Raw genomic sequence first — 17505 nt, forward strand, 5'->3', positions numbered from 1 at the left:
AAACACTACAGGCAAGGCGAACGACTGCTGATGGCGGAGAAAGACACCATCTCCATGCAACTGGTGCGCGAGGCGCTGCTGCAAAGCTGCGCCCCCGGCGCCGCGAGCCAGGCCCTGCTCAGTCGTGTGGGGATCGACCCCGAACAGTTGCAGCAGGCCGATGCGCGGGTGCCCGCCGGGGCCTACGCGCAGCTCTGGCGGCTGCTGGCTCGTCGTTGCCACGATGAGTTCTTCTGCATGGACCCGCGTGGCCTGCGCACGGGCAGCCTGGCCTTTGTGTGCCGCTCGTCCATGGCCCAGCCCACGTTGGGCGCCGGGCTTGAAAGCGCCCTGGCGTTTCTCGGGCTGATGCTCGAGCACCTGCAGCCGGCGCTGGTGCGCCAGCAAAGCCTGGCGGAGATCGTCATCGGCGAGCCCCGGGATGAGCCGCGCCGGGCCTTCACCTACTTCACCTTCTGGATGATTGTGCATGGCGTCGCCTGCTGGCTGGCCGGGCGGCGCATCCCGATCCTGGCCATTGAGCTGCGTTGTGCCGAGCCGCCGTTTTGCGACGATTACCGGGTGATGTTCTCGGAGAACCTGCAGTTTGACCGGCCACGCACGCGGATGATCTTTGCCGCCGATTGCCTGGACCTGCCGCTCAAGCGCACGCCTGAAGAGTTGCAGCGCTTTCTGGCCGAGGCGCCGGCCAATATTCTGGTCAAGTACCGCGATCCGGCGAGCCTGGCGCGACGGATCAAGGAAACGCTGCGCCAGCTTCCCGCCAGTGATTGGCCGGAAACCGAGGGCCAGGCCCAGCAACTGTGCATATCGGCCTCGACCCTGCGTCGACGCCTGGCCGAGGAGGGCGCCACCTACCAGGGCCTCAAGGACAGCGTGCGCAAGGAGCTGGCAATCGCCTGGCTGGCCCAGGAGCAGATAAGCTTTGCCGAAATCGCCGAGCGCCTGGGGTTTGCTGACAGCAGCTCGTTCTACAAGGCCTTTCGCAAGTGGTATGGCTGCAATCCGGGCCACTATCGGGCATTGATCGGCCAGGGTGAAACGCCTCTCGCTGCCAGTGATGGTTAAGCGTTTCTAGGCTGGAGGATTGCCATTCCCCCAGGACCTTGAACGTGCCTAATCCTGCCGCCCAATCCCCAGCCACACCGCCTGCGATCACCCAGCCCGGGGTGACCGATGAATTCATCGGTCAAATCCTGCCTGACTGGCTCAGAACCGCCTCCGTCGAGCAGATCAATGATTTGCGCGACGATTTCGCAAGGCTTCGGCAAAGCCAGCTAGCCGTCCACGCAACCCTGGATGAACTCCAGGCCATTGATGCTTTTGCCAAGCCGTTGCTGGCAGACGCACTGCACGACAAGCTCAACTACCAGGGCAAGCTCGATAGCGACCAGTGGCGTGAAGTACTGCGCGACTTCAAGCCTAGCCAGGGTATCGGGCTGCCTAGTGATGATACGATTCTGCTCACCCAGCCCTTGATGCAGCGCCTGCTGCAAGGCTTTGGCGCTCGCCAGACAGCCGCCAGCAGCTACTATGCCGGGACAGCGATCGTCACTGCGGGCGAGCTCGAGACAGTGCTGGTCGATACGCCCGAGAAAGTGGCCAGCGTCTGCCGTGAGCTGGATGTGGGCAGGCGTTTCCAGCAGCATCTGGAGGATGTCTTCGCGCCGGCTGAGCAGGACCTGGCCGAGGAAAAGCGCCTGGCCCTGCAAGTGGCTGCACGCCTCGCTCATTTGCGCGGGCAGATCGATGCGCTGGCCTACCAGATGCTCGAGCAAGTCGTCTCGGGCGCATCCCAGGTCAGCCATGGCGGGTTGGAAGTACGTATTTATCAACTGATTGCGCTGAACTGCCAGGTCAGCGGTGCGGTGGTTTTCGAAGTGCGCGGCGACCCGCCGCAAGGGGCACTGCGCTGGACCGAGGCCAGCCTGATTCGCGGGTTGTTGGTGTATTTTCCGACCGACCGGCAGCAGCCTTTGCGCAGTTACCGCTCCTGGTTTGCCTTCAACGTGGCACTGGCGGAGTCGCTCAAGGGGTCCGAGTCGTATCGCGCCTACTTCAGTGCGCTGATCGGTTTGCAGCAACGTGCCGGTTTTGCCCTGCTGCTGGCAACCAGACTCACCGATTCAAGCGTTGACCTGGACCTGGCGGGCACGCCCCTGCGTGGTGATCTGTTCACCGGTCTCTGTCAATTGCAGCTGGCACGGATCAAAGCCGATGCCCGGGTACTGGCGGTGCCGACCGCCGATGTCGACAGTGCGGCGACCCGAGCGTGGCGTTCTGATCTGGCTGCGGCCGGTTGGACGGCACTCAACCTGGTCGGCCTGTTCGTTCCCGCTGTGGGTGGGTTGTTGCTCGGGCATCTTGCACTGCAGACCTTGAGCGAGGTGTTCGAAGGGGCCGAAGACTGGCTGCGCGGGCATCGCGGCGAAGCACTCGAGCATCTGCTCGGTGTTGCCCAGACTGTGGCGGTGACGGTAGCGCTGGGGGCGGGTATCCATAGTGTCGGCAGAGCGTTCAAGCGCAGCGATTTTGTCCAGTCACTGTTGCCGGTCACCCTCGAAAGCAATCAGCCGCGCTTATGGCGCCGGGATCTGCGCCCTTACCAGCTGGGGCGCATTCCCGCCGGCTCGCGCTTGACCGATAGCGGCCTGCACCTGGCCGACGGGCGCAGTTACCTGTCGCTACGCGGCGAAGTCTACGAAGTTCGTCAGGTCCCGCAGCAAGGTCCGTGGCGCCTGGTTCATCAGCAACGTGCCGACGCGTATGGGCCGGTCGTCGAGTTCAATGGCGAACGCGCCTGGCGCTTGCGTGATGAGTGGCCGCTGGCCTGGCAGGGCCAGTCGCATCTGCTCGAACGCCTGTGGCCCGCTGCCGGGCTGATGAGCGTGAGCGAGGTGAGTGCGCTGTTGCAGGTGGCGGCTATCGATGAAGATGAACTGCGCGGGTTGCTGGTGGAAAACCGCCGGATGCCGATAGGCCTGCGCGACACCCTTGAGCGCTTCGCCCAGCACCAGCACGGTGTGTCGCTTTCTACACGGTACTTGCCTGACGACCCGCTGCTGGCAACGCTCCAGCGGGACTTCCCCACCTTACCCGATGCCTATGGCCTGGCCTTGCTTGCACAGGCCAGCGATGAAGCGCGCGCACTGCTGGCAGCCGAGGCGCGCGTACCCCTGGGGCTGGCGGAACAAGCGCGGATGCTGGCTCGGGTGGCGCAGCTGACTCGCGCCCGTGAAGGTCTATACCTTGGCTACGGCGGTTCGCTGGACAGCGCTCACCTGGTGTTCTATGCACTCCGGCGTTTGCCGGGGTGGCCGCAAGAGGTGAACCTGGCGTTGCATGACCGCTTTCCCTACAGCCGTTTGCTCGACCGGCTGAAGCCCGAAGACAGCCCTGGGCTGCACAGGGTCATCGTCCACCAGCAAGGCGTTTACCAGCTCTACGGCGATCAGCCAGATGGCGCTGAGGACGTCGAGCTGAGCGGGGAGTTGCTACAGGTGATTGCCGCTTCGATGAATGATGCCCAGCGTGAAGGCCTGGGATGGCAGGGGCCGCATGCGCTTGGGCAAATGCGCGCGGACCTGATTGCCCAGCTGCCGGTCGCTGCCAGCGAACTGGAAGGGGTTCTGGGCCTGGCGCCGGTCCGGCGCTGGTTCAACCCGGGACATCGCCTGGCAGATGGCCGCGTAGGGTATCTGCTGAGTGGACGAGGGGCTGCGCAGGCGATGGCGCAAAGCATCAGCAACCGCTTGTGTGCCTTGTTTCCCGGCCTTGATGTCGAGCAGCGCGAAGCCTTTGTTGCCCGTCTGCGCGAAAGTGGCTCTTCAGTGCTGCTGGCGTTGCAGCGGCTCGAGCAGGAGTATCAGTTGCTCGATCAGACGCTGAGCACCTGGGAGGCCGCAGCGCCTGCGCAAGCAAGTGGTAGCGCTACGGTGCTGTTGTCGCCACGCAATCGCGTGGCCGAAGCGCTGCGCCACTGCTGGCGTCGTCAAAGCGAGCCGATCATTGACGCGAACGGGATTCTCCAGGGTTATCGCCTGAGCATTGTTGGCCGGCATATCCCGACCTTTCCCAATCTGCCGGGCGAGATCAGCTTTGCTCATGTGGTCGATGTGGTCATGGTCGGCATGCGTATGCGCAGGCTGCCTGCGTCGTTTTTCCGGGCGTTTTCGAACACTCGCTGGCTGAACCTGAGCAACAACTTTTTTGACCAGTTGCCGTCCGGTCTTGAGCACATGTCGGCGTTGCGCACCCTCAGGCTGGAACATAACCACATCGCCCTGCAGGCCATGGATGTCGATGCACTGGCCCGGTTGAGCCAACTGCGCATGCTGGTGCTGGACAACAACCCGCTGAGGCGCAACCTCAACCTGCGGCCCTTGCACCGTTTGCGCGAACTGAGCTTGCGCAACACCGGCCTGCAAGCCTTGCCGCGCGGGTTGCTCAGCCGACCGTTCCTGGAGCAGGCCGACTTGCGCAACAATCTGATCGCCACCTTGCCCGAGCGCTTTTTCCATACCCCTGGGGTGATCCGTGACGCCATCTACTTGCAGGGCAATCCCTTGGCGCAGGCGACCTGGCAACGCCTGGCCGAGCTCGATGGCATGCAGTTGCCAGAAGAGGATGAGCACGAGCTGCCGGTCGATGCTCGTGCGCTTTGGCTGGCCACCCTGGATGAGCGGGTGTACGAAGTGCGTGCGGGGCAATGGGATGATCTCGCACGGGCAGAGGGCAGCGCAGGTTTTCTGCGTCTGCTCGGCGAGCTGAGCGGCACTGCGGACTACCGGATGAACCGCGAGGACCTGAGCCGGCGGGTCTGGGCCCTTGTCGAAGAGGCGGTGGACAGCCAGACGCTGCGTTCGACCCTGTTCAAGCTGGCCTCGGCACCAAGGACCTGCGTCGACAGCGTTTCGGATTGCTTCAGTAACCTCGAAGTGGGTTACTTCTTGTGGCAAGCCGAGCAGCAGCCTGGCTCGGAAAACCAGGCCAGCCGCTTGCTTGGGGTGGCCAGGCGCTTGTTTCGCCTTGAGCGTGTCGAGCAGGTTGCCCGGGAGGATATCCATGCGCGTCAGGCCAGCGGCCTGGGCGTCGACGAGGTGGAGGTCAGCCTGGCCTATCGGGTTGGTCTGGCCGAGACCCTGGACCTGCCCGGCCAGCCACGTTACATGCAGTTTGGCGGGGTGGCGGGGGTAACCTCGCGTCAACTCGACGACGCGGCCAGGACAGTACGCACAGCTGAAGCCGGAGATGAACTGCTGGACTTCATCGCTTCCCGGGATTTCTGGGTCAATTACCTGCGTGACACTTATCCGCAATCGTTCGCGGAGGTTGAAGAGCCCTTCGTCGATCGGCTGCAGGAACTGACCGACATGGCAGGGGGCGACGAGGCAGCAGTGGATGTGCTGGCGGTCGAGCGCGCCGAGAAGGTACAGGCCTTGATTGTGGCGCTGACCAAGCCCTTGCTTGTCACAAAAGCCGAGAGTTAGTAGTCGCGTCAGGGCCAGCGGCCAAACCAGTCATCCACTTTGACAGCTTTGGCCATTGTCCCGCGCCAGCTCTGGCGCGACTATCTTCAGACCAATCGTTTTATTCCAACAATAACAAACGAGGAGTCTGGCGATGCGTGATTACCGCGCCGCAGCGCAAGGGTTCGACTACCTGCACACCGCTGCGGCTGCCCTGCAAGGCAACCTTGAGGCAGTCAATGCCTGCGTCGAGTGCTGCGACCGGCATGTCGGCGGCAATCGTATTGCCCTGAACTGGGAAGGCCGCGACGGCAGCAGCGCACGCTACAGCTTCGAGCAACTGCAACATTCTGCCGCGCGCCTGGCCAATGTGCTCAGGGCCCAGGGTGTGGGCGTCGGCGACCGGGTTGCCGGGTTGATGCCGCGTACGGCCGAGCTGCTGATCACGGTACTGGCCACCTGGCGCCTGGGGGCGGTGTACCAGCCGCTGTTTACCGCATTCGGGCCCAAGGCCATCGAGCACCGGCTGGAGCAGTCCACAGCCAAGGCAGTCGTCACTGAACCGCATAATCGCAGCAAGCTCGACGACGTGCATGGCTGCCCGACGGTCATCTGCGTGGGCGCTGCGCCAGGCTCCGGCGATATCGACTTTCACAGCGCACTGGCGCTGGCCAGTGATCACTGCGAGCCGGTGCTGCTGGGGGCCGAGGCACCGTTCCTGCTGATGTTCACCTCCGGCACCACCGGCCCGGCCAAGCCGCTGGAAGTGCCGCTGCGGGCCATCGTCGCCTTCCAGGGCTACATGCGCGATGCCATCGACCTGCGCCCTGAAGACAGCTTCTGGAACCTCGCCGATCCGGGCTGGGCCTACGGGCTTTATTACGCCGTGACCGGTCCGCTTGCCCTGGGCCATGCCACCACGTTTTTCGATGGGCCGTTCAGCGTCGAGAGCACCTGCCGGGTCATCAACAAGTACGCCATCAGCAACCTGGCCGGCTCGCCGACGGCCTACCGCCTGCTGATCGCCGCTGGTAGCGAGTTCAGCGCGCCGATCAAGGGCCGCCTGCGGGTGCTCAGCAGCGCCGGCGAGCCACTTAACCCGCAGGTGATCCGCTGGTTTGCCGACGAGCTGGGGGTGACCATTCACGACCATTACGGGCAGACCGAACTGGGCATGGTCCTGTGCAACCACCATGGCCTGCAGCACCCGGTGCACCTGGGCTCTGCCGGCTTCGCCATCCCCGGTCACCGCATCGTCGTGCTCGATGAACAACACAACGAACTGCCGGCCGGGCAGCCGGGCATTCTCGCTGTCGACCGCGAGCAGTCGCCGCTGTGCTGGTTTGCCGGCTACCAGGGTTTGCCGACCAAGGCGTTCGTCGGCAAGTACTACTTGAGCGGCGACACCGTCGAGCTCAACGACGACGGCAGCATCAGCTTTGTCGGCCGCAGCGATGACGTGATCACCACCTCCGGCTACCGGGTCGGCCCGTTCGATGTCGAGAGCGCGCTGATCGAACACCCGGCGGTGATCGAAGCCGCGGTGGTGGGCAAGCCGGACCCGGAGCGGACCGAGCTGATCAAGGCGTTCGTGGTGCTGGCCAAAGGCCAAGAGCCGAGCGAAGAACTGGCCGAGGCCCTCAAGCAGCACGTGCGTCAGCGCCTGTATGCCCACGCCTACCCACGGGAAATCGAATTTGTCAGCGAGCTGCCCAAGACACCGAGCGGCAAGCTGCAACGTTTCATCCTGCGCAATCAGGAAATAGCCAAACAACAGGCCGCGCTGGCGTCGACCGCCAGCGCCTGAGGAACCAACATCATGCAGATTGCCAATAACAACTTCATCGTCAGCGGCGCCGCTTCCGGGCTGGGCGCTGCCACCGCGCAGATGCTCATCGAGGCCGGTGCCCAGGTCATGCTGGTCGACCTCAATGCCGAAGCGGTCGCCGCCAAAGCCCGCGAGCTGGGCGCCAAGGCGCACTTCGCGGTGGCCGACATCAGCCAGGAAGCCGCCGCCCAGGCTGCGATCGATGCGGCGGTTGCCGCCTTCGGCAAAATCCACGGGCTGATCAACTGCGCCGGTATCGTCGGCGCCGAGAAGGTCCTGGGCAAGAACGGCCCGCATGGCCTGGAAAGCTTCAGCCGGGTGATCAACGTCAACCTGATCGGCAGCTTCAACCTGCTGCGCCTGGCCGCTGCGGCCATGGCCGAAGGCGAGGCGAGCGCTGACGGTGAACGCGGGGTGATCATCAACACCGCCTCGATTGCCGCCTATGACGGCCAGATCGGCCAGGCCGCCTATGCCGCCTCCAAGGGCGCAATTGCCAGCCTGACCTTGCCGGCGGCCCGTGAGCTGGCGCGCTTCGGCATCCGCGTGATGACCATCGCCCCGGGCATTTTCGAAACCCCGATGATGGCCGGCATGACCCAGGAAGTGCGCGACTCGCTGGCTGCCGGCGTGCCGTTCCCGCCACGCCTGGGGCGCCCGCAGGAGTACGCCGCGCTGGCCCGCCACATCATTGAAAACAGCATGCTCAACGGTGAGGTGATCCGTCTCGACGGCGCCTTGCGCATGGCCGCCAAGTAATTTCAGGAGCACTCAAACATGACCCTCGCCAATGATCCGATCGTAATCGTCAGCGCCGTGCGCACGCCCATGGGCGGCCTGCAGGGCGAGCTGAAAAGCCTCACCGCACCGCAACTGGGCGCTGCCGCCATTCGCGCCGCCGTCGAGCGCGCAGGTGTTGCCCCCGACAGCGTCGAACAAGTGCTGTTCGGCTGCGTGCTGCCCGCAGGCCTGGGCCAGGCCCCGGCGCGCCAGGCGGCGTTGGGCGCCGGCCTGAACAAGGGCACCACCTGCACCACCCTCAACAAGATGTGCGGCTCGGGCATGCAGGCGGCAATCATGGCCCACGACCTGCTGCTGGCCGGCAGCGCCGAGGTGGTGGTGGCCGGCGGCATGGAGAGCATGTCCAACGCCCCTTACCTGCTGGACAAAGCCCGTAGCGGTTATCGCATGGGCCATGGCAAGATCATCGACCACATGTTCTTCGACGGTCTGGAAGACGCCTACGACAAGGGCCGGCTGATGGGCACCTTTGCCGAGGACTGCGCCGAAAGCAATGGCTTTACCCGCCAGCAGCAGGACGATTTCGCCATCGCCTCGCTGACCCGTGCCCAGCAAGCGATCAAGGACGGCAGCTTCGCCAGCGAGATCGTCCCGGTCGAAGTCACCGAGGGCAAGACCCAGCGCCTGATCAGCGACGACGAGCAGCCGCCCAAGGCCCGTCTGGACAAGATCCCGCAGCTCAAGCCGGCCTTTCGCGAAGGCGGCACGGTGACCGCGGCCAACTCAAGTTCCATCTCCGACGGCGCGGCGGCGCTGGTGCTGATGCGCCGCTCCCAGGCCGAGAAGCAAGGCCTGAAGCCGTTGGCGGTGATCCATGGCCACGCGGCGTTCGCCGACACCCCGGCGCTGTTCCCCAGCGCCCCGATCGGCGCTATCGACAAACTGATCAAACGCACCGGCTGGAACCTGGCCGAGGTCGATCTGTTCGAAATCAACGAAGCCTTTGCCGTGGTCACCCTGGCGGCGATGAAGCACCTGGACCTGCCCCACGACAAGGTCAACGTGCATGGCGGCGCCTGCGCCCTGGGCCACCCGATCGGCGCTTCCGGCGCGCGCATCCTGGTTACCTTGCTCGCAGCCCTGCGCCAGAAAGGCCTGCATCGCGGCATTGCCGCCATCTGCATCGGCGGCGGTGAAGCCACGGCCATGGCCGTCGAGTGTCTGTACTGAGGTGCACCATGCTAATTAATGACGAACAACAGCAAATCAGCGACGCGGTGCGTCAGTTCGCCCAGGAGCGCCTGCGCCCGTTTGCCGAGCAGTGGGACCGCGAACACCGCTTCCCCAAAGAAGCCATCCAGGAGATGGCCGAACTGGGCCTGTTCGGCATGCTGGTGCCGGAGCAGTGGGGCGGCAGCGATACCGGCTATGTCGCCTACGCCATGGCCCTGGAAGAAATTGCCGCGGGCGACGGCGCCTGCTCGACGATCATGAGTGTGCACAACTCGGTGGGTTGCGTGCCGATTCTCAAGTTCGGCAGCGAGCAGCAGAAGCAGCAGTTCCTCACCCCGCTGGCCAGCGGCGCCATGCTTGGCGCCTTCGCCCTGACCGAGCCGCAAGCCGGCTCCGATGCCAGCAGCCTGAAGACCCGCGCCCGCCGCGATGGCGATCACTACGTGCTCAACGGCTGCAAGCAGTTCATCACCTCCGGGCAGAACGCCGGGGTGGTGATAGTGTTTGCGGTAACCGACCCCGAGGCCGGCAAGCGCGGCATCAGTGCCTTCATCGTGCCCACCGACTCGCCGGGTTACCAGGTGGCACGGGTCGAGGACAAACTCGGCCAGCACGCCTCCGACACCTGCCAGATCGTCTTTGAAAATCTGCGCGTGCCGGTGGCCAACCGCCTTGGCGAGGAGGGCGAAGGCTACAAGATCGCCCTGGCCAACCTTGAAGGCGGGCGTATCGGCATTGCCTCGCAGTCGGTGGGCATGGCCCGCGCCGCCTTCGAGGTAGCACGTGACTATGCGCGCGAGCGCGAAAGCTTCGGCAAGCCATTGATCGAGCACCAGGCCGTGGCTTTTCGCCTGGCTGACATGGCCACCCGCGTTGCCGTGGCCCGGCAGATGGTGCTGCATGCCGCGGCGCTGCGCGATGCCGGGCGTCCGGCGCTGGTCGAAGCGTCGATGGCCAAGCTTTTCGCCTCGGAAATGGCCGAAAAGGTCTGTTCGGATGCCTTGCAGACCCTTGGCGGTTATGGCTATCTGAGCGACTTTCCGCTGGAGCGCATCTACCGCGATGTGCGGGTCTGCCAGATCTACGAAGGCACCAGCGATATTCAGCGCATGGTCATTGCGCGAAATCTTTGAAGGGAGCAGCTTGCATGTCATTTGAAACCATTCTGTTGGACATCCACGGTAAGGTCGGCCTGATCACCCTCAACCGCCCACAGGCGCTCAATGCCCTGAACGCGCAGATCGTCGGCGAGATCAACCAGGCCCTGGACCAGCTCGAAGCCGACCCGAACATCGGTTGCGTGGTGCTGACAGGCTCCGCCAAGGCCTTCGCCGCTGGCGCCGACATTAAGGAAATGGCCGACCTGCGCTACCCGCAGATCTACGTCGATGACCTGTTCAGCGACGCAGACCGCATTGCCAACCGGCGCAAGCCGATCATTGCCGCGGTGTCGGGTTTTGCCCTGGGCGGCGGCTGCGAGCTGGCGATGATGTGCGACTTCATCCTCGCCGCCGACAACGCCAAGTTCGGCCAGCCGGAAATCAATCTCGGTGTGCTGCCGGGCATGGGCGGTACCCAGCGCCTGACCCGCGCCGTGGGCAAGGCCAAGGCCATGGAACTGTGCCTGAGCGGGCGTCTGATGGGCGCCGAGGAAGCCGAGCGTGCCGGACTGGTGGCGCGTGTGGTGCCGCAAGCCGAGCTGCTGGAAGAAGCGCTGAAGGTGGCGGCGACGATCGCCAGCAAGTCGATCCCGATGACCATGATGGTCAAGGAAAGCGTTAACCGCGCGTTCGAGGTCAACCTGGCCGAGGGCGTGCGCTTCGAGCGCCGGGTATTCCATGCAGCCTTCGCCACCGAAGACCAGAAGGAAGGCATGGCGGCGTTCATCGCCAAGCGTGAGGCGCAGTTCAAGGATCGCTGAGATTGATCGGGCGCTGTTGCCAGCGCCCGTTTTTTACTGCATCACTCCTTGAAGAACCATTGCCGGGCCGCCGCCAGGCTTATCGGCCCGCGGTGCACCAGCTTGTTGCTTTCGACGAACTGCCCGCGGTCATAGCGCTGACTGGCAAGCTTCAGGTGTGCAGCCTTGAAGTCGTCGATTGCGGTGTTTTCGGCCGCGTAGTGAAAGTGCGCATACCACAAGGGTTTGTTGGCGTGCAGCACCACGTATTCATCCAGGTAATCCTGAGCCCAGTCCCGGGTGCTGGCCAGCGGCTTGCGCCTGACCAGGCGCTTGAGTTTCACCTGGCCCTTGCCCAGCAGGTACTCCAGTTCGCGCATGCTCGGCGCTTGCGCCAGGGCCGCCTCTGTCCTCAGTTGCGCGCCGGTCTGCAACAGTTCATTGGCGACGTCATCCAGCAACTTGATCTGCAAGGCAGCATCGGTGTTGTCGGCGGCCTGATCGGTCTGGTTGCTTTGGGTCAGGGCACGTTCGATGGCTTGACGCTGAGCGAGCAGTGACCGTTGTCGGCGTTCGGCGATCTCCTCGATCTCGACCGGCAGGTAGGTGCTTTTACCCTGGCGCTTGAGGCGCTGGATGTCTTGCCTGGCGAGTGCCGCAAGGCGCATGCCTTCCCTCAGCAGAGCGCTCAGCTCGGCGTCTGCGACCTGTGGCAGTAGCGCTTGTTCGACAGCCAATGGCTCCCAGCTACCTGTCTGCGGGTCTTCTCGGTAGGACGCGCGGACGCTGTCATCCTGCGGGTTGTGAATGTCGACGATACCTTCACTGTTGCGCCGCTGTTGCCCCAGCAGCACGCCTTCATCGCGGGTTTCGATCAGCCCCGGCACTTGCCGGTGCAATTGACGTAGGCTGCTGCGCTCAAGCAGTGGCTGCGGGTATTCGGCAAGGTCGGCGCGGGTTTCCTTGAGCATCAGTGCCATGTCGGTTTCGAGCCTGGACACCAGGCTATTGGCGGCTTGCTGCCCGGGCAGCAAACTCTTCAGGTTACCCAGCTGGCGCAGCGCGGTATCGAAGTGGCGCTGGATGTTGTCCAGCACCCGGGCATGAACTTCTATCTCCTCGCGGCTCAATGCCAGCAAGTTCATGCGTTGCAGCATGCCCTGCTCGATATTGCGCCAACTGTGTTCGAGCCAGTAATCACTTTCGCTGGAGTCTTCGTCTGTCTCCACCAGCCGCAAGCGATTACTCAGCACTTCGCTGCGCAGGGTGTACCAATACAGCCGCGATGCGGGGCGGATGGCTGGTTCGTCGAGGCTCAGTTCCATCACCTGGATTGTGGGTTGGCGAATGCTGGACAGCTTGTGCAGATGCTCGCGGGTGGCGGTAAGGGTTTGGTGATGGTCGATCAACTTGCCGATCAAGGGATCAACCTGGTCGAGCAGGCTGGTTTGCAATGAATGTTCGTGCGTACCTGCATCAGGCAAGGCGCCTTCGGCGTCTTTCACCGTCTGGACAAAGCGCTGGCGCAACGGTTTGTACAGTTTGCCCAGGGTCGCAATCACGGACAGTTCGCAACGCGCCCGTTCAAACAGGGCTTTTGCCCGCAGGGTTTTGTATTGATTGAGCGGGCGCTTTTCATTGCGCTCGTGCAGTGTCCGCAGGTGTTGTTCAAAGTCCTGTGACAGCGCTTCCATCTTGTCCAGGTAGCCTTGCAGGATGCGCGGGTCAGTGTCGTCGCTGATCTGCCGGGCAAAATTGTGCAGCCGCTGTTGGCTGGCCAGGGCGGCGCTTTGCTGGGTGCGTAATGTCTCATCCAGGGTGTCGATCGCCTGCTGCAGGTCGGCAGACGTGAGGCGATTGCGCAGCGGCTGGCCACCGCGCAGGCGCAAACGCAGATCGAGCGTCCAGCGCCGGGCTTCGTCTCTTCTCAGCCATGGTCCGCTAACGATGCGAGGCTGCTTGACGCCGGCATCGTATTGCACGGGGTAGGCGTGAGTACCCTGGGCGAAGTACAGTTGCTCGTTGTGCAGGTAAAGGCCCTGCAGTGCGCCGTTGGCAATGGGGCTACCGAGCATGGAGGGTGCCAGCGGGCTGGCCAGGCGCTCAAGCTGGTGTTTTTGTTGCGTCGTCAGCTGGTGGTCGGGACGTGCCCAACTGAAGTTCAGTTCGGCCTGTGGCGCCGGCAGTACCTGGGTGCTGGGGACTCTGACCGGCTTTGGCCCATCGCCAGGGTGCGCCGGCGTCTCGGGTTTGATGCCCAGGCGGCGGGTGGCGTGCACGAAAAGGACCATGGCGATGTTGACCAGCAAGTCGGCGAACGCTTGGCGATGTTTGCCGGGGCTGGCCTTTTCATCGCTCTCGAGCAGGCGCTTGGCACTGTCGATGACCTGGATCATCCAGGCAACCTTGGCGACGCCACCCTCGAACAAGGGCAGTAAGGTGTTGAACATCAACCATCCCAGTTGCTTCCAGGCGTCCCAGCGCGACTGTGCGCTGCTGGTCGAGTGGCGCCTGGCCCGTTCGACCAGCTCCCGGGCGCTGGCCTGGTAGATCAGCTGGTGTACTGCGCCTTTGGCCAGGGCCATATCCAGACGGGCAGGTGCCGGTGTCTGCAGCCGTTCGAACTCGGCGCCGGGAACAAAGCGGTGGATATGCGGTTCACGCAGGCCGCCATTGGCATAGACCGGGCGCGTATGTTCGGGCAGGCGCTCGAGCAGGTCATCCTGCAATGGGCCGCTGCTGGCGAAGGCATCGAACAGAGCAATCCGGTCGTGAAACTCCAGCAACGGTTCGCTATGCAATGGCCGATAAAGCACGCAGGGGCCCTGCCTGACGTCACTCGTTTCGATCAGCCAGGCATTGAGCAATGTATCGCCCGTAGCACCGGTTGAGCGCAACAGGGCCATGGGGCGCAGCACCCAAATGCCCGGCTCTGCCAGGCCAAACAGCGCATCCACCGCCTGGCACGCGGCCAGGCTCAGACGCTTGTCACGCAGATGCAGCTCCAGCGCCAGCAGCGGTAGCTGGGTTTTTAGCTGTGTGCAGAACAGCGTTTGCCTGGTTTGAAACTGCGCAGGTTCATCCAGAAGCTGGTGTTGCAAGGTCTGCGGATACATCGCACCCATATCCAGTTCACGTACCAGGGATCGAACATAGTGCTCGTTCATCCACTCCGGCAGTTGGGCACCGTTGACCAGGTGCACGCGCACGGTGCCTGCTGCCAGCACGCCGAGGTTGTCGATGGCCAGCTGTGCAAGGGAGAAGCTGACGACCTTGATGGCGCCATCGGTGATCAGGCTGCCCTGCCCGGGGATGGCGCTGGCGATGACCTGACGATTGCTGATCAACACGTTCTCGGCGTTAAAGCCTGCGCCGGGGTGATCCTGCGCGATCCTCGCGTCCAGTGCCTTGCAGGCGAATATTTCGGCGGTATCGATTTCATCACGCCAGGTTTTGCCGCCGGCCTCTTTGTTGGCTTGGGCCTGATTAATCAACAAGGTGCTGTAGCGAATAGCCAGTTCACTGTCGAGCAGCCAGGCCGGTAACAGGAGCGCGATCTTGCTCTGGCGTTCCAGTTCCTCGGCCGTACACAGGTCCAGCATCGAGGTGGAGCGATCAAGGGTGGCATTGAGTGCCTGCGCTTGCTCATGGGTTCTTGAAGCCAGGGCGATGATTTCAATCAAACGCAATTGTTGCTTGAGAAATCCGCCTGCCTGAACTTCGAACGCCGAGGTGCTTGTCGGGGTGAATTGCGTGGGTGGCGCTGCGCTAAGCAGCGAACGTGGCCAGCTTCTGGCGAGCATGTCGAGCAAGCCCTGGGTTGACTCGAAGGGCGCCAGCGCACCTACCAGGGTAAACAGGACCGTCACTTGAGGCTTTGGCGGGTCGGGGAAATCCTCGATCAGTAAAGCGCTGGACAGGTCGGCATCAATGACCTGGGCCGAGGTCAGGTCCACTGTCACTTGCTGGACGCTGTAGTCCTGCAGGTTGGCGTAGCTGCTGCGTTGTTGCGCAGTTGGAAACGCTGTAACGATACCGGCTGTCGCCGCTTGGTCGGCGCTCAGCGTGCCGCTGCTCAGGGCTATCTCGATAGCGTCTTTCATCAGCCTTTGCAGATAGCCGGCATACCAGCCCCAGGGTGTTTCACCGCGCTCGTCACTCTGGCTCCAGAACTCGACCAGCGCCTGCAGGAAGGCTTCAAGGATCAACGGGCCACACTCGTTGATCAGCAGCTCAAGGGCGTGCAGGTCAACATCGAGCAGTGCGTCGTGGCCTTGTTGAGGATACCGGCTCAGACAATCTTCGTTGCTGTCCAGGTTCAAGGTACCGCCCAGGCAATAGCGCTCGATCAGCACTTGCGGCAACTGGCGGATATGCACCTGCGCGCCGTGCTGGCTGATCAGATAAAGCGTCAGCGGGTTGTGCTGCAGTGACAGCCCCCGCTGGTCCCAATGCTCAAGCAGGAGCTGCCCGGCGACTTCGAGCAGGGCGGGGCGCTTGACGAAACGCTTGGCTACCGCGCAGCTCAAGGTGGCCTGTTCGGCGATGGACTGATGGGGGGACGAGGCGGTCATCTGGCGAGGCTTCCAAAAAAAGGGAGGCTCCATATGACGTGCGCACACGCATGAGTGGGCGGTATTCGGGTAGCACCCAGGCGTTACTACCAATTGACGAGACGGTACCTGCCAAGGGCCGATTCGCGCCTGCCGTGCGCCTGCTTACCATCGAGCCAGCTGCCTGTCATGCCGACAGGCCCGCACCGCACATGAGGTCCCGATGATCTACGCAGCCCCTGGCACCGCTGATGCCCTGATCAGCTTCAAGGCCGTTTACGGTAACTACATCGGCGGCGAATTCGTCGCGCCGCTGACCGGCCAGTACTTCAGCAACGGTTCGCCGGTCAATGGCCAGACGATTGCAGAGTTCCCGCGCTCGGGCGCGGCCGACATCGACCTGGCGCTGGACGCCGCCCATGGCGCCGCCGCTGCCTGGAGCCGCACCTCGGTGCAGGAACGTTCGCGCATTCTGTTGAAAATCGCCGATCGCATCGAGCAGCACCTCGAAGTGCTGGCCCTGAGTGAAACCTGGGACAACGGCAAGGCCATCCGCGAAACCCTGAATGCCGACGTGCCACTGGCCGCCGACCACTTCCGTTACTTCGCCGGCTGCATCCGCGCCCAGGAAGGCAGTGCCGCCGAGATCAACGAGCACACCGCGGCCTACCATTTTCATGAGCCGCTCGGGGTCGTCGGGCAGATCATTCCATGGAACTTCCCGCTGCTGATGGCCGCCTGGAAACTCGCCCCGGCCCTGGCTGCCGGCAACTGCGTGGTGCTCAAGCCGGCCGAGCAAACGCCGCTGTCGATTACCGTGTTCGCCGAACTGGTCGGTGACCTGCTGCCGGCGGGCGTGCTCAACATTGTCCATGGCTTTGGCCGTGAAGCCGGTGAAGCCCTGGCCACCAGCAAGCGTATCGCCAAGATTGCTTTCACCGGCTCCACCCCGGTCGGTTCGCACATCATGAAGTGCGCTGCCGAGAACATCATTCCGTCGACCGTCGAGCTGGGTGGCAAGTCGCCGAACATCTTCTTCGAAGACATCATGCAGGCCGAGCCGGCCTTCATCGAGAAAGCCGCCGAAGGCCTGGTGCTGGCGTTCTTCAACCAGGGCGAAGTGTGCACCTGTCCATCGCGGGCGTTGATCCAGGAGTCGATCTACGAGCCGTTCATGGCCCAGGTCCTGAAAAAGATCAGCCAGATCAAGCGCGGCAACCCGCTGGACACCGAGACCATGGTCGGCGCCCAGGCATCCGAGCAGCAATACGACAAGATTCTCTCCTACCTGCAGATCGCCCGCGAAGAGGGCGCCCAGGTGCTGACCGGCGGTGACTGTGAGCGCCTGGGTGGCGACCTTGCCAGCGGCTATTACATCCAGCCGACCTTGCTTAAAGGCCACAACCAGATGCGCGTGTTCCAGGAAGAAATCTTCGGCCCGGTGGTCGGCGTGACCACCTTCAAGGACGAAGCCGAGGCATTGGCAATTGCCAACGACACCGAGTTCGGCCTGGGCGCCGGGGTCTGGACCCGCGACATCAACCGCGCCTACCGCATGGGCCGGGGCATCAAGGCCGGGCGTGTGTGGACCAACTGCTACCACCTGTACCCGGCCCACGCCGCGTTCGGTGGCTACAAGAAATCCGGGGTCGGCCGCGAGACCCACAAGATGATGCTCGATCACTACCAGCAGACCAAAAACCTGCTGGTCAGTTACGACGTCAACCCGCTGGGGTTCTTCTGAGGGCCCGGATAGGCTGAAAGAAACGCTTCCAAAGTAGC

At 63.4% G+C, this 17505-nt stretch carries 9 protein-coding genes; 8 read left to right on the forward strand and 1 reads right to left on the reverse strand.

Annotation, left to right across the window (positions count from 1 at the left end):
- Window positions 1-30 precede the first annotated feature (30 nt).
- From LOY37_RS09115 to LOY37_RS09145, 7 genes are all read left to right on the forward strand, one after another.
- Window positions 31-1068, forward strand: coding sequence for an AraC family transcriptional regulator (locus LOY37_RS09115; protein ID WP_258716677.1), 1038 nt, complete (start codon window positions 31-33; stop codon window positions 1066-1068).
- Between the two features lie 44 nt (window positions 1069-1112).
- Window positions 1113-5489 (forward strand): NEL-type E3 ubiquitin ligase domain-containing protein, encoded by a 4377-nt coding sequence (locus LOY37_RS09120; RefSeq protein WP_258716678.1) that lies wholly within the window; start codon window positions 1113-1115, stop codon window positions 5487-5489.
- Between the two features lie 133 nt (window positions 5490-5622).
- Window positions 5623-7275 (forward strand): AMP-binding protein, encoded by a 1653-nt coding sequence (locus LOY37_RS09125; RefSeq protein ID WP_258716679.1) that lies wholly within the window; start codon window positions 5623-5625, stop codon window positions 7273-7275.
- A 12-nt stretch (window positions 7276-7287) separates the two neighbouring features.
- Entirely contained in the window at window positions 7288-8055 is a 768-nt protein-coding gene (locus tag LOY37_RS09130; protein WP_258716680.1) for an SDR family NAD(P)-dependent oxidoreductase, read from the forward strand.
- 18 nt (window positions 8056-8073) lie between these two features.
- The gene (locus tag LOY37_RS09135; protein WP_093385163.1) at window positions 8074-9267 is read left to right on the forward strand and encodes an acetyl-CoA C-acyltransferase; all 1194 of its coding nucleotides are present in this window, start codon (window positions 8074-8076) and stop codon (window positions 9265-9267) included.
- An 8-nt stretch (window positions 9268-9275) separates the two neighbouring features.
- Window positions 9276-10403, forward strand: a complete 1128-nt coding sequence (locus tag LOY37_RS09140) for an acyl-CoA dehydrogenase (protein ID WP_045202085.1) — start codon at window positions 9276-9278, stop codon at window positions 10401-10403.
- A 14-nt stretch (window positions 10404-10417) separates the two neighbouring features.
- Entirely contained in the window at window positions 10418-11191 is a 774-nt protein-coding gene (locus tag LOY37_RS09145) for an enoyl-CoA hydratase (RefSeq protein WP_010224326.1), read from the forward strand.
- Window positions 11192-11232: 41 nt separating this feature from the next.
- On the opposite strand, the gene LOY37_RS09150 is transcribed toward LOY37_RS09145, so the two are convergent.
- Window positions 11233-15744, reverse strand: a complete 4512-nt coding sequence (locus tag LOY37_RS09150) for a hypothetical protein (RefSeq protein ID WP_258716681.1) — start codon at window positions 15742-15744, stop codon at window positions 11233-11235.
- Between the two features lie 202 nt (window positions 15745-15946).
- Here LOY37_RS09150 and LOY37_RS09155 point away from each other — a divergent pair, with 202 nt between their 5' ends.
- Complete coding sequence (locus LOY37_RS09155) at window positions 15947-17467, forward strand: aldehyde dehydrogenase family protein (protein ID WP_258716682.1); 1521 nt, start codon at window positions 15947-15949, stop codon at window positions 17465-17467.
- The last annotated feature ends 38 nt before the right edge of the window (window positions 17468-17505 follow it).

Origin of the sequence: Pseudomonas sp. B21-012 (genome assembly GCF_024749305.1) — a bacterium.
Taxonomy (GTDB): domain Bacteria; phylum Pseudomonadota; class Gammaproteobacteria; order Pseudomonadales; family Pseudomonadaceae; genus Aquipseudomonas.